Genomic DNA, 13782 nt, shown 5'->3' with positions numbered 1-13782 from the left:
CCACGGAGCCCGCGCGCGTCCGCGCAAGCGCGCCGCAGCGTACCGACGGCCGACCAGCCAGGTCGCCCCGCCCGCCGTCGGGCCCACGCCCACCGGTGCCCTACGGTGGGCACCGATGAAGATCACCGGAACCCGTGTGGAACTGCGGGACTGGACCGTCGCCGACGACCCGCGAGTCCGTTCGCTCCTGGACCCGGCGCGCCCCTGGCACCTGACGAACGGCCCGTACTTCGGCCCGCCCACCGCGGAGTCGATGGGGGCCATGCGGGCCGGGATCCTCGCCCTGGCGGCGATGGGTGACGCGGATCGCCCCGATCCGCGCGGCATGCTCGCGGTCGTGGACCGCGCCGACGACGTCCTCGTAGGCGCCGTCAGCTGGTACTGGGAGAGCCGGGAGACGGACTGGCGGCGCCTCGGCATCGGCATCCACGACGAGGCGTACTGGGGTCGCGGCCTGGCCACCGAGGCGATGGCACTGTGGACCACCTACCTGTTCGACGCGACCGATGCGCTCCGCCTCGACTTCGCCACCTACTCGGGCAACGAGGGCATGATCGGCGTCGGCCGGCGGCTCGGCTTCGTGGAGGAGGGCCGGTTCCGCAAGGCCCGGCGCTGGTCCGGCGGGGTGCACGACTCGGTGGTCATGGGTGTGCTCCGCGAGGAGTGGGACGCCCGGCGTCCGGCATGGCCCGCCATCGGCCCCTGATCGACGTCAGGCCTTCCGGTCCACCATCTCCCACCGGTAGCCGTGGGCGACGAACGCGTCCCGGACCGCCGCCCGTGGCGCCTCGACGTCACCCTTGTAGAGCTGCCGGCCCTCGACCGAGTCGATGACGAGCGCGCCGCCCTCGCGGTAGACGCCCGCCACCTGGCTCCGCTCGATGCGGCGCTCGTCATCGCCCTTGGCGATCAGGATCTCGACGGGGGAGACGGTGATGCGAGGACTGCCGGAGATCACGACCGCGGCCACGACCAGGCCGACGAGGGCGCCGATGACCGGACGCAGCACCACCAGCACCGGCGCCTCGAAGGAGCTGAGGAACTCGATCGGCCCGGCGAACGGGATCGGGTACCGTGCAGCGACCGTGCCCAGCCAGGGCAGCAGGAAGCCCACCCCGACCCCGAGCGCGGCTCCGACGACGGCGACCAGCCACTTGTCCTCGGCGCCCATGGCGAGCACGGTGGCCGGTTCGTCGCCGGTCGGCGATTGGTGTCCGACGGCGCCGCTCGGCTCCGGCGCGTCGGCGGCGTCTTCCGCGAGACGTCGCCGGTAGTCGTCCATTGCGTTGAAGTCGCGTGCCATGGCCCCCTCCCGAGTGGTGGTACAGCACTGTACCAGGCGGGTACGGTAGAGTTCCGCTGGTGACCAGGACGCTGGATGCCGACCACCCTGCCCAGGGCGTCGGTGCGCTCTCGCGACAGGCGATGATCGACGGCGCGATCGAGATCCTCGCGACCGACCCCACTGCCTCGCTCAGCGAGGTGGCCCGTCGCCTGGGTGTCGGCAGGACGTCCCTGTATCGGCACTTCTCCGACCGACCCTCGCTGCTGGCCCGGGTCAAGACCGAGGGGGCACGCCGCATCATCGCCGCCCACGTCGCCGCCGACCTGGGCGCGGGCACCGGCCTGAGCGCGTTGGAGCGCCTCTGTGAGCACCTGTTCGAGCTCGGCCCCGTGCTGTCCCTGCTCTTCGCCGACAATCCCCTGATCACCGACGAGGCCCTGGCCGATCCGTCCGTGGCGCTCGCCGCCCGTGCCACCGACGTGCCCGAGGAGCCGGTGCCGCACACGGTGCTGCGCGGGCAGGCCGACGGGTCCATCGACCCCGGCCTCGATCCCGCCTGGGTGGAGCTGTTCCTGTGGACGACACTCTCCGCCGGGCACCTGTACGCCACGCAGGTGAACTCCCGCCGGAGCGGGCTGGAGGGGGTACTGCAGGCGCTCGACCGCACGCTGCGGACGCCTTCGCCCTGAGCGTCGAGGCGCGATCATCGCCGATTCGGCGGCGAAACGTACGAAGGCTCTCGGCCCCGGGTCCACAGATCTCCGACGCGTGTCGGCGGGGTGTGCTCTGATGGATCGCTGTGAGCCTCCTCCTCCACCGTGCGGCACGCACGGATGCCCTCGCCGACGGGCTGGGTGACCTCCTCGTCGATGGACTTCCGGATCCGTTCGCCGAGGAGGTCGTCGTGGTGCCGGCCCGTGGGATCGAACGATGGCTCACGCAGCGTCTGTCCCACCGGCTCGGGACCGGCCCCCGCGGCACGGACGGCGTGTGCGCCGGGGTCCGCTTCCTCACCCCGCACTCGCTTGTCGCGATGCTCCTCGGCCGCGAGCGCGACGACCCCTGGGATCCCGACCGGCTTGTCTGGCCCCTCCTCCAGGTGATCGACGACGGCCTCGACGAACCATGGTGCGCCACCCTCGCGACTCACCTCGGACACGGTCGCGGCGGCGAGGAGGAGTCGATCCGGATGAGCCGGCGCTACTCCGTGGCCCGGCGCCTGGCCGGCCTGTTCGGCTCCTACGCCGTGCAGCGCCCGCAGCTGGTGACCGACTGGCGCGAGGGCCGGGCGTCCGACGGCGTGGGCGGGGACCTCGATGCCGACCTCGCCTGGCAGCCCGAGCTCCTGCGCCGGGTGCTGGAGCGGGTGGATGCGCCGCCACCGGACGTCCGACACGAACTGACCCTCGAGCGCCTCCGCGCAGGCGGTAGCGACCTTGACCTGCCTGCGCGGCTGTCCCTGTTCGGACACACCCGGCTGCCGAGCACCGAGGTGGATCTGCTCCGAGGTTTGGCTGCGGTGCGGGACGTGCACCTGTGGCTGCCGCAGCCCTCCGCACTGCTGTGGGAGAAGCTGGGCACCACGGCCGAGAAGGGCACGGTGCCACGCCGTCAGGACACATCGGCAACCCTGGCCGAGCACCCGCTGCTCTCGTCCCTCGGTCGGGACACCCGCGAGCTGCGACGCAGTCTCGGCGTGTTCACGGAGCTCGACGAGTCCTCCCTGCAACCGTCCGATGCCGTGCCTGGCACCATCGACGTGAGTCCCAGGGCGCCGGTCGAGGCGCCGGTCGAGCCCACCACCCTGCTCGGCATGCTGCAGTCCGACGTCCGGCTCGACCGGGCCCCGGATGAGGCGATCCGGGCCTCGCGGCCAGTGGCACCCGACGATGACAGCGTCCGCGTGCACGCGTGTCACAGCCCTGGTCGGCAGATCGACGTCCTTCGGGAGGTCCTTGTCGGGCTGCTCGCCGAGGACCCCACCCTCGAACCACGCGACATCCTGGTGATGTGCCCGGACATCGAGACCTACGCACCGCTGTTCCAGGCCGGGTTCGGGCTCGCAGATGTAGTCGCCGGCGGTCAGGGGCACCCTGCGCACCAGCTGCGGGTACGCCTCGCGGACCGCGCCCTGACCAGTACCAACCCGTTGCTCGCGATCGCCGGACGACTCGTCGCACTCGCCGGCGGTCGGGTGCGCGCCACCGAGGTTCTCGACCTGGCTGCGACCGAGCCCGTCCGGCTGCGGTTCGGCTTCGACACCGATGATCTCGATCAGCTGACGACCTGGACCGACCACGCCTCGATCCGCTGGGGCCTGAACGCCGACACCCGCTCGCCGTACAAGCTGCAGGATCTGCGCGAGAACACCTGGCGAGCCGGCATCGACCGGTTGCTGCTCGGCGTGGCCATGGCCGAGGGCGCCGACAACTGGCTGGACACGGTGCTGCCGCTGGATGACGTCGGCAGCGGCCGGGTGGACCTCGCCGGCCGGTTCGCCGAATTCGTGGACCGCCTGGATCGCACGATCCGCACCCTCGTCGCGGCGGGACCGGCAACCGAGTGGGTCGCAGCACTCACCGAGGGCGTGCGCGCCATCACCGACGTCCGCCCGGACGACGCCTGGCAGTCCGCCCAGTTCGAGCGCGGCCTCGCTGAGATCGGCGCCGCGGCTGCGGGGCTCGCGCCCCTCGCCCCGAAGCCAGACGGGGCGAGCGGGCCGGGTCGGACGGCGCCGAGCACCACGCTGCGCCTGGCCGACGTGCGGGTCCTGCTCGAGCATCAGCTCGCCGGCCGACCGACCCGCGCGAACTTCCGTACCGGGACGCTGACCGTCTGCACCATGGTGCCGATGCGGTCCGTGCCGCACCGCGTCGTGGCCCTGGTGGGTCTGGACGACGGTGCGTTCCCGCGCAGCGGCACGTTCGACGGTGACGACGCGCTGGCCCGAGACCCGATGACGGGCGAACGGGACCTGCGCTCCGAGGACCGCCAGTTGCTGCTCGACGCGCTGCTCGCAGCCACCGAGAAGCTCGTGATCACCTATACCGGCGCCAACGAGCACTCCGGGCTGGAACGCCCGCCGTCGGTCCCCCTCGGCGAGATCCTCGACGCGCTCGCCCTCACCGCGACACATCCCTCGGGCGCCACCCGCGGTGCCGACCTGGTCATCCGGCATCCGCTGCAGCCCTTCGACCCGCGCAATCATGAGCGCGGCCGACTCGGCGCCGCGCCCGGGGTCCCGTTCAGCTTCGACCGGGCGGCGCTCGGCGGGGCCCGTGCCCAGGCTGGTGAGCGCATCCCCCTGCCGCCGCTGCTGACCGAACCGCTCCCGGCGCCGGCCCCGGCGGATGTGAACCTCGCGGATCTGCTGCGGTTCTTCGCGGACCCGATCGGGGACTTCCTCAGGTCCGTGCTGGACGTGGGCCTGCCCCGGGAGACCGAGGAGCTTCTCGACGCACTGCCGATCGAACTCGACGGGCTGCAGAAGTGGCAAGTGGGCGAGCGGATGCTCCGCGACTCCGTCAACGGGCTGGACCCCATGTCCGTGATCCAAGCCGAACGGCGGCGTGGTGAACTGCCACCCCGCGAACTCGGCACGCGCGCACTCACGGAGATCGTGCAGACGGTCACCGAGCTGGTCCGCGTCGGTACTCCCCTGCTCATCGCCCCGGCTCGGTCGGTGGATGTCGACATCGACCTCGGTGAGGCTCGTCGGCTGACCGGCACCGTGTCCGGGATACACGGCGACCGGATCGTCTCGATCACCTACTCCTCGCTCCGGGCGAAGCAACGTCTGCAGGCCTGGATCAAACTTCTCGCCGTCGGCGCCGCGGACCCCACCCGGGACTGGTCCGCGCGGCTCGTCGGTCGCTCCGGCGCCGGCGCGGACACTGTCGCCCTCGGGCCGGTCACCGAACCGCTCGAGCATCTGCGGGCGCTCGTGGACATCTACGACCGGGGGCGGCGCGAGCCGTTGCCGCTCCCGGTCGACACGGCCGCGAACTACGCACGGATCGCCCAGCGGGACCCACTCGCGCGTACCGTGGCCGCCCGTGCGAAGGCACTCACCTCCTGGAAGACCGACCGCAACTCGCCGGTACCCGGTGAGGATGCGAAGCCCGCGCACGTGCGCGTGTTCGGACCCGGCGCACCCGTGGACGTGCTGCTCTCCGAGCCGCGGCCGGGCGAGGCATGGAACACGTCCCCGACCCGGCTGGGGCAGTACGCCGTGCGGGTGTGGGGTCCGCTCCTCGAGCACGAGAGCCAAGGAGCAGCACGATGACCGACCACTCGAAGACCGACCCGCTCCCGTTCGACATCACAGATCCGCTGCCCTCCGGCACCACGCTGCTCGAGGCCAGCGCCGGCACGGGTAAGACCTGGACGATCGGAGCTCTTGTCACGCGCTACGTGGCCGAAGGGGTCGCCGAGCTGGACGAGATGCTCGTCGTCACATTCGGTCGGATGGCGAGCCAGGAGTTGCGCGAGCGAGTTCGGGAACATCTGGTGAGCGCCGAGCACGTCCTCGCCACGAGTTTCGGCGAGCCAGGTGACCGTGCAGCGACCCCTGGCGAGCCGGATCCACTGACCCGGCTCCTGCTCGACGCCGACCCGGCGCAGCGACGGGCCCGCCGTTACCGCCTGCGCGCGGCGCTCGCCTCGTTCGACACCGCGACCATCGCCACGACGCACCAGTTCTGCCAACTGGTGCTGCGCAGCCTCGGCACCGCCGGGGACACCGACGCCGGCGCGCACCTCGTCGAGGACCTCGGCGATCTGCTCGAGGAGGTGGTCGACGACCTCTACGTGCGCGGCTTCGCGGGCTCCACCGAACCGCCGACCTTCACACGTGGCCAGGCCCGCCAACTCGCCTACGAGGCCGCCGTCGCGGACCCGACCGCGGTGCTTGAGCCTGCCGACGCCGATCCGAAGAGCCCGGCCGGGCGCCGGGTGGGCTTCGCCCGGGCCGTGCGCGCCGAACTCGAGCGTCGCAAACGCCTGCTCGGGGTGCTCTCCTACGACGACCTACTGATCCAGGTCGCGCAGGCCCTGGCACCGGAGGATGCACCCGCCCGGCACCGGATGCGCAGCCGATGGCGAGTGGTGCTGGTGGACGAGTTCCAGGACACGGACCCGGTGCAGTGGCAGGTACTCGACCGCGCATTCACCGGACACGCCACCATGGTCCTCATCGGCGACCCGAAGCAGGCGATCTATGCGTTCCGCGGCGGCGACGTCGTCACCTACCTCGAGGCGTCCCGGACCGCCACCACAAGGCGCACACTCGGGCGCAACTGGCGGACGGACGCTCCGTTGCTCGCTGCCCAACAGCGGATGCTCCTGGGCGCGGCGCTCGGCGACCCCGAGATCGTGGTCCGGGACGTGGAGGCCGTGCACCAGCACAGTCGACTCACCGGAGCCCACGTGGACGCACCGCTGCGGCTGCGGGTGCACCGCCGAGACCAGTTCGGCGAACCACCCGGCAAACTGGTCGGCGTGACGCCGCTGCGGCCGGCGCTGGCCCGCGATGTCGCCCACGACATCCATGCCCTACTCACCTCGGGTGCCCGCTTCGACGACCGCCCGCTCCGGCCGAGCGACGTGGCGGTGCTGTCCTTCCAGAACGCCCGGTTGTGGGAGGTTCAGGCCGCGCTCGCCGACGTCGGCATCCCCGCGGTCCTCGGCGGCAACGGCAGTGTGTTCGCAACGCCGGCGGCCACCGACTGGCTGACCCTCCTGGAGTCACTGGAGCAGCCACACCGCTCCCCCCGAGTGCGCGCGGCGGCGCTCAGCCCGTTCGTCGGACGCACCGCGGCGGAACTCGCCGACGGCGGGGACAGGTTGACGGACACCGTCGCCGAGCTCATGCGCAGCTGGGCGGAGTCGTTCGAGCGGCGCGGGGTAGCCGCCGTCCTCGAGGCGGCCGGCAGCCGCGGGCTCACCGCTCGAGTGCTTGCCAACGTGGGCGGAGAGCGTCACCTCACCGACTTGCGCCAGGTCGGTCAACTGCTGCACGCGGCGGCCGTGACCGACCGGCTCGGCATGGTCGCCCTGGTCGGTTGGCTCCGTGAGCAGATGGCTGACGACCGTCCGGAGGCACCCGGCGCCCGAACCCGCCGGTTGGACAGCGATGCGGCTGCGGTGCAGTTGGTGACCATCCACGGGAGCAAGGGCCTGCAGTACCCGATCGTGTACCTGCCGCACGTCGCGGACCGGTGGGTGGGTGACCGGGCGGACATCATCCCCCTGTTCCACGGCCCGGCGCCGGCAAGCGCCAGATCCCTGGACATCGGCGGGAATCACCCGGACCGTCGGGCCAACCTCGCGAGATCGCAAGCCGAGGATGCGGGTGAGTCACTGCGCCTGCTCTATGTGGCGATGACCCGCGCCCAGTCACAGGTGGTCACGTGGTGGTCGCCCACGTCGAACACCCCGAAGTCGGCGCTGCACCGGATGCTGTTCGGGCGCCGCCCAGGCCAGGATGAGGTGCCGGACCACTCCGGGGTGCCCAGCGATGACGAGGCCGCGAAGCGACTAGGCCTGTGGCAGTCCGAGGGGGCTCTTGTCGTGGAGCCGGCGGAGCCCGGACCGCTGACGGGTGAGCCACCGGCTGCGCCGGCACCCGAACTCTCCGCTCGCCGGTTCGACCGGACCGTGGACACGACGTGGCGGCGCACCTCCTACTCGGCGCTGAGCGCCGCGGCCAGGACCGGCCCACCGGACGCCGTCGGGAGCGAACCGGAGGAGACCACCAAGCAGGATGAGCCGCCGATCGAGATCCCGGCCGCGATCTCATCGGAGGGACCTACGGCGGAGATCCCCTCCCCGATGGCGGACCTCCCAGCCGGCGCCGCGTTCGGCTCGCTCGTGCACGCGGTTCTCGAGGTGACCGACCCACGTTCTTCGGACCTGCACGCCGCGTTCGTCGAGAGCATCCGGGAGCAGTTGGTGCGTTGGCCATCGCCGGTGGACGTCGGTCTGCTCGCCGAGGCTCTGGTCCAGGTGTGCGACACGCCCCTCGGGCACCTGGCCAGAGGTGCCACGCTGCGCGAGGTCCCAATGACCGACCGGCTCTGCGAGATGGATTTCGAGTTGCCTCTGGCAGGTGGTGACCGGCGGGACCAGCCGGCTGGCTCGGTCACGCTCGGCGAACTCGCGCCCCTGCTGCGCCGTCATCTGGATGCCGACGACCCGTTGCTGCCCTACGCCAGAGTGCTGGACCAGGACCCCGAGCTGGCCGGCCAACGGCTGAGCGGCTACCTCACTGGTTCGATCGACGTGGCCCTCCGTGTCGATGGGAGGTATCTCGTCGTCGACTACAAGACGAACTGGCTCGGCCGACCGGACCATCGGCTCAGCGCCCACGACTACCGGCCGGAAGCCCTGGTGGACGCGATGGGACACTCCGACTACCCGTTGCAAGCCCTGCTCTACGCGGTGGTGCTACACCGGTTCCTGCGCTGGCGCCTCGGCGGAGGCTACAGTCCCGAGGCCCAGCTCGGCGGAGTGCTCTACCTGTACCTGCGCGGCATGTGTGGTGCCGAGACCCCGATCATCGACGGTGCGCCGTGCGGTGTGTTCTCATGGCGGCCACCGCTCGCGCTCGTAGAGGAGCTCTCCGATCTGCTCGACGGCGCCGCAGCCGACTCGGCGGGGGCGGCATGAGCGCCGGGACCGAGGTCCGGGACCTCTCGGTCGAGGCGACCGCCGCAGGGGCGGACGCCGTCGACGAGATCACGGACCCCGCGGACCGACGCCTCGCGCTCCGAGCAGGTGGGCTGCTGCGAACCTTCAACGACGCGAACCACCTGAACGCCGCGGACGTGCACGTCGCCACCAGGCTCGGCGCCATCGGCGGCGAGGCCGACGAGCGGGTCCTGCTCGCAGTCGCGGTCGCCAGTCGGGCAGTTCGGCGGGGGTCGGTCTGTGTGGACCTGCGCGAGGTCGCCGCCGCGGCGGAGGTCGGCGACCTTCCGTGGCCCGAGGTGGGGACCTGGATCGACGTGGTGCGGGCCAGCCCGCTGCTTGAGGCCGGAGTGATCCGCTGGGACCACGACCTGCTCTATCTGGACCGGTACTGGCGTCAGGAGCGTCAGGTGGCCGACGACCTCCACCGCCGGCTCGCCCTGACCGCACCAGCCGTCGACGAGGCCCTGTTGGACGCAGGGCTGGCTCGGGTGTTCCGGGCTGGGTACGAGGAGCAGCGCGCTGCGGCCAGGGCGGCGGCGGGGCAACTCACCACGGTGCTCACCGGCGGGCCCGGAACGGGCAAGACGACGGCGGTGGCCGGGTTGCTCGCGGTACTTGCCGAGCAGGCGGAGGCGCACGGCCGCCGGCTGCGGATCGCATTGACGGCACCCACCGGCAAGGCGGCCTCGCGGCTGCAGGAGGCTGTGAACGAGGCAGCGGCAGGTCTGCCGGAGGCCGATCGGAACCGGATCCCCACTCTGACCGCGACAACGCTCCACCGGTTGCTCGGGTGGCGCCCGGACAACAGCACACGGTTCCGGCACCACCGCGGCAACCGGCTCCCTCACGACGTGATCATCGCCGACGAGACCTCGATGGTGGACCTGACCATGATGGCCAGGCTGCTGGAGGCCGCGCGCGACGACACCCGCCTGATGCTGGTCGGCGACCCGGACCAGTTGGCATCCGTCGATGCGGGCGCCGTCCTCGCGGACCTGGTGGCGGGCCTCGGGTCGGGCGCCGTGGTGCAGCGGTTGACCACGGCGCACCGGTTCTCGGCTCCCGTGGGCGCCCTAGTCGACGCGCTCCGCGTAGAGGGCTCGGATGGTGGTGGCGACGAGGAGGTCGTGCTCGCCGCGCTTCGCGTTGGTGACACCGACGCGGGCTCGGGACCCGCCGTCGAGTTCATCGAGACGGACGATCCGGCCCGCGCCCTCCGGCCCTTGCTGGCAGCACAAGCGACAGCGATACGCGCCGAGGCCGCCGCCGGGGACGAGACGACCGCGTTGGCGATGATCAGGTCACGGCGCTTGCTCTGTGCGCACCGGCGGGGACCCTTCGGCGTGCAGACCTGGAACCACCTCGTCGAGCGCTGGCTGACCGAGGAGACCGGGGACCCGTTGTTCGAGCCGATGTACGTCGGCAGACCACTGCTGATCACCGCGAACGACTACGGGCTCGGGCTGTTCAACGGGGATACCGGCGTCGTGGTCCGCGATGACGACGGGACCCGCACCGCCGTCGTGGAGAGCACCGCCGGGCGACTCCGGCTCGCCCCGTCCCGCCTCGCGGACGTGGACACCATGCATGCGATGACGATCCACAAGAGCCAGGGCAGCGAGGCTGCCGAGATCACAGTGCTGCTGCCACCGGCGGACTCTCCGCTGCTGACCAGGGAACTGCTCTACACGGCGATCACCCGGGCACGCGAGCGAGTGCGTGTGGTTGGCACCGAGGCCGCTGTTCGGGCCGCCGTGCGCCGTCCGGTGCAGCGCGCCTCCGGCCTCAGGATGCGTCTGACGCCGGAGTGCTGACCGAACAGTCTGGTCAGTCCCGAACTATCAACGACTCGTCGCCGAATTCGGCCACGACCTTGAGCCTGCCGCCGAGCGCCTCAACGTAGGACTGCAGCGTTCCCAGTTCGGTGCGGGTGAGCTTTCCGCGCTCGATCGTCGATACGCGCGCCTGCGAGACAGACATCGATGCGGCAAGGGCGCGTTGAGAGATCTGGTGCGACTTGCGAATCTCGGCAAGTCGGTGCGCCCGCAGCGTGCCGAGCATGTCCTCGCGGGCATCTTCAATGCGCTGTTCGTCGAGCCGTCCTGCCTCCACCGCGTCGCGGCGGACGTCCTTCCAGTTGCGAGCCATCAGTTCACCTCCTCGTCGTAGTTGCCGGCGAGCCACGCGTCGTAACGTTCCTCGGCGACCGGGATGTTTCTCTCATACCAACCCGACCAGTTCCCAGTCTTGTCGCCCGCGACCAAGAGAACCGCGTTGCGGTTCGGGTCGAAGATGAACAGGATACGGATGCTGGTGCCGCTTGGGCGGAGCTCCTTCATGTTGTGACGCTTCGAGCCTTTGACACGGTCAGCGACCGGTCTGCCGAGGTTCGGACCATGCTCTTCGAGCAGGTCGATCGCGGCAGCAACTGTGTCGATGTCGTAATCAGCCTGAGCGAGCGCAAGGAACCACTGGTCGACTTCGTCGACCAGTACGACGTTCCATGCCACACGTCAACTATAACGCAAGCGTTGTCAACTTGCCCGGGCGGGACAGATCCTGTGGACACAGAAGGCTACGAACTACTGAGCCTGGTCCGGCCTGTCGCGGGTGAGCTCCACCGCCAAGATCGCACCGTCATCGCCGTACACGAACGTGCCCCACGGTGGGTCGGCGGGCGTGGGCGAGGGTGCGGGCAGCTCGCGCTGCTGTTCCAACTCCTGCAGCGCCTCGTGTCGGCTGGGGGCGAAGACCTCGTCGATGATGCCGAAGGTGCCGCCGCCGTGGCCCTCGCCGCGGCGGTCCCGCGGGCGTCGCTCGGCGCGCAGCAGCGCCTCGATCATGACGGCGAGGGCCGCCAGACCGAGCAGGGCGACGAGCCAGGGTGACATCCTCCCAGGCTACGCCGCCCCGCCCGGGCGGACCGGGGCTGCCGCGGCAAGGGTTCGCTCAGGAGCGGCTGCGACGCACGATGCCCGCGGCTACGGCCCCCACGACCGCGATCGCGACCACCACGAAGGCGACGATCCGGCCCACTCCGGACTCGGACCCGTCATCGCCGGTCTCGACGGCGGAGGCGCTGTCCGACGGCTCGGATTCACTGGTCCCGGTGGCGGTGGTGTCCGAGTCGGTGGGCTCCAAGGGCTCCGTCGAGTCCGTCGGCTCGACGGTGGTCACCACGGGCGCGTCCACCGTGAACTCGTACGCACCGGAGATCGGGTGACCGTCCGAGGACACGACCCGCCAGGTGACCGTCCAGACCCCGGCCGGTACGCCGTCGGGCAGTGGCAGTGCCACCTCGGTACCGTCCACCACCGGCGCCTCCTCGGTGAGCACGGTGCCCTCGGCGTCGGTGAGGACGATGGCGGCGTTCAGATCGAGGATGTCGTTGTTGAAGGCCAGGCGGACCTCGGTGGGTGCGGCCGACAGGGTCTCGCCGTCCGCCGGGGCGGAGGAGAGCAGCACGTCGTGCGCCTGGGCGGCACTTGCGTGGAGGGTCAGGCCGAGGAACAGGGCGACGGCGGAGACCGCCAGGGCGCGCAGGTTCAGTGCGCGTGGGGACATGGACATGGGAAACCTCACAGGGCTCGGTGATGGTGCCCGGCCGCTGGTGCGCCGCCGGGCGGGGATCGCTGGGGTTGCGTCACCGGCCCGGATCCCCGCGCAACTGGGTGGGCGGGCTCAGGCGGTGGCGCCGAGCGGCGGCGGTCCTCGCCGTGGCGCCAGGTCCAGCCAGGCGATCCGCGGGCGGACCACCCGCGGACCGGCAGCGATGCCATGCGGCCGCCGGCTCGCCTCGACGGCCGGGAGCGTGCGCTCGAAGAGCACCGCCAGCAGTGGCGCCCACCACGTCCAGAGCGCGAACAGGGCACGGTCGGCCCGCCAGAGCACGGCGGCGTTGAGGACGGTCGCGAGCACGTGCGCGCCGAGCATGGCGGCGGTGAGGGCGTGCCCGCCGCCTGCGGCGGTGACGCAGTGCTGCACGGACTCCGCCAGGGCCGCTCCGTGGGCGTGGCCGGCGCCGGCCGTGCCCGTCGGGCAGCCCGAGGTCGCGAGGCCGGCCGTGGCGGCGAACACGTGGTGCAGGCCGAACTGGCCGGCCCCGAGCAGGGCCAGCACGGTCACGGCGTTCAGGCGGCTGCCACAGACTCCGATCGCGATCAGCATCGTGAAGGCCCCGGCGGCGGCCACGACGAGCGGGTCGCCGAGCGTGCCGCCAGCGGCCAGGTGCGCCCCGAGCGCGAGGCCGAGGACGCTCACCGAGACCGCAGCCGCGCGCAGCAGGCGCAGCGGGCCACGGCGGGGATCGGTCACCGGGCCACCCTAACGCGGGTGGTTGGGCGCCGTTCGGCCCCGGCCCGCGGGACCGCTCACTCGCGCGCTCTGAACGGCAAGCGGATGTACGCGGCCGACCCGGGCGTGATGCCGAGGACGTGCAGGGCGTGACCGGCGACGTCGGCCTGCTCAAGCATCTGGGCGACGCACTCCTCCCAGCGGGCATCTCCCTGCGCGGTGCCTGCTCACCCCTGCGCGACGCCTTCTCACCCCTGCCGCGATATCTCACCCCTTCCGAGGCCGCCCGTGCTCACGGGGTTTGCGCCTCACCCTCTGCCGGCCGGTGCCCCTGGGATTCGGCAGGTTCCCGGCCCTGACGCTGCCGACGCGACCGGGTGAGGTGAGGACGAGACTCACCCTTCACCCCCTCACCCCCACCCTCAGCCGCGGAATTCCGCCGTTCTGAATCACCAGACGATCACCACGCCGGACGCTCGCCGGGGCGTCGGGGTCGTGTTGATCTGGGCTCG

The 13782-nt window shown here is 71.6% G+C and carries 11 protein-coding genes; 5 read left to right on the top strand and 6 right to left on the bottom strand.

Features of this window, described 5'->3' with window-relative positions; genetic code table 11:
- The first annotated feature begins 115 nt into the window (after positions 1-115).
- Positions 116-706, top strand: a complete 591-nt coding sequence (locus tag HALOF300_RS02005; protein WP_197522231.1) for a GNAT family N-acetyltransferase — start codon at positions 116-118, stop codon at positions 704-706.
- Positions 707-712: 6 nt separating this feature from the next.
- On the opposite strand, the gene HALOF300_RS02000 is transcribed toward HALOF300_RS02005, so the two are convergent.
- Complete coding sequence (locus HALOF300_RS02000; protein ID WP_156738973.1) at positions 713-1303, bottom strand: YqeB family protein; 591 nt, start codon at positions 1301-1303, stop codon at positions 713-715.
- 59 nt (positions 1304-1362) lie between these two features.
- Here HALOF300_RS02000 and HALOF300_RS01995 point away from each other — a divergent pair, with 59 nt between their 5' ends.
- The 4 genes from HALOF300_RS01995 (at position 1363) to recD (ending at position 10791) form a co-directional block, all read left to right on the top strand.
- Positions 1363-1974 carry a TetR/AcrR family transcriptional regulator gene (locus HALOF300_RS01995; RefSeq protein WP_156738972.1) on the top strand — a complete coding sequence of 204 codons (612 nt, stop codon included), beginning with the start codon at positions 1363-1365 and terminating at the stop codon, positions 1972-1974.
- Between the two features lie 110 nt (positions 1975-2084).
- Entirely contained in the window at positions 2085-5570 is a 3486-nt protein-coding gene (recC, locus tag HALOF300_RS01990) for an exodeoxyribonuclease V subunit gamma (protein ID WP_156738971.1), read from the top strand.
- Positions 5567-8953 (top strand): UvrD-helicase domain-containing protein, encoded by a 3387-nt coding sequence (locus HALOF300_RS01985; protein ID WP_156738970.1) that lies wholly within the window; start codon positions 5567-5569, stop codon positions 8951-8953. The genes recC and HALOF300_RS01985 overlap by 4 nt, the downstream gene beginning before the upstream one ends.
- A complete protein-coding gene (gene recD / locus HALOF300_RS01980) occupies positions 8950-10791 on the top strand; it encodes an exodeoxyribonuclease V subunit alpha (RefSeq protein ID WP_156738969.1) in 1842 nt (613 codons plus the stop codon). The genes HALOF300_RS01985 and recD overlap by 4 nt, the downstream gene beginning before the upstream one ends.
- 13 nt (positions 10792-10804) lie before the next feature.
- Here recD and HALOF300_RS01975 read toward each other — a convergent pair whose 3' ends face one another.
- The 5 genes from HALOF300_RS01975 to HALOF300_RS01955 all read right to left on the bottom strand — a co-directional run bounded on the left by HALOF300_RS01975 (position 10805) and on the right by HALOF300_RS01955 (position 13291).
- Positions 10805-11125, bottom strand: coding sequence for an XRE family transcriptional regulator (locus HALOF300_RS01975; protein ID WP_156738968.1), 321 nt, complete (start codon positions 11123-11125; stop codon positions 10805-10807).
- On the bottom strand, positions 11125-11487 hold the full coding sequence (locus HALOF300_RS01970; protein WP_156738967.1) for a type II toxin-antitoxin system RelE/ParE family toxin: 363 nt from the start codon (positions 11485-11487) through the stop codon (positions 11125-11127). Before HALOF300_RS01970 ends, HALOF300_RS01975 begins: the two co-directional genes overlap by 1 nt.
- Before the next feature lie 72 nt (positions 11488-11559).
- Positions 11560-11868 carry a hypothetical protein gene (locus HALOF300_RS01965; protein WP_156738966.1) on the bottom strand — a complete coding sequence of 103 codons (309 nt, stop codon included), beginning with the start codon at positions 11866-11868 and terminating at the stop codon, positions 11560-11562.
- A 58-nt stretch (positions 11869-11926) separates the two neighbouring features.
- Complete coding sequence (locus tag HALOF300_RS01960) at positions 11927-12541, bottom strand: copper resistance CopC family protein (RefSeq protein WP_197522230.1); 615 nt, start codon at positions 12539-12541, stop codon at positions 11927-11929.
- A gap of 117 nt (positions 12542-12658) precedes the next feature.
- Complete coding sequence (locus tag HALOF300_RS01955) at positions 12659-13291, bottom strand: hypothetical protein (protein WP_156738964.1); 633 nt, start codon at positions 13289-13291, stop codon at positions 12659-12661.
- Positions 13292-13782: the final 491 nt, after the last annotated feature.

Origin of the sequence: Occultella aeris, from assembly GCF_902703175.1 — a bacterium.
Lineage (GTDB): Bacteria > Actinomycetota > Actinomycetes > Actinomycetales > Beutenbergiaceae > Occultella > Occultella aeris.
The sequence above is the reverse complement of the archived record's forward strand: the minus strand, read 5'-3'. Positions and strand labels throughout refer to the sequence as shown.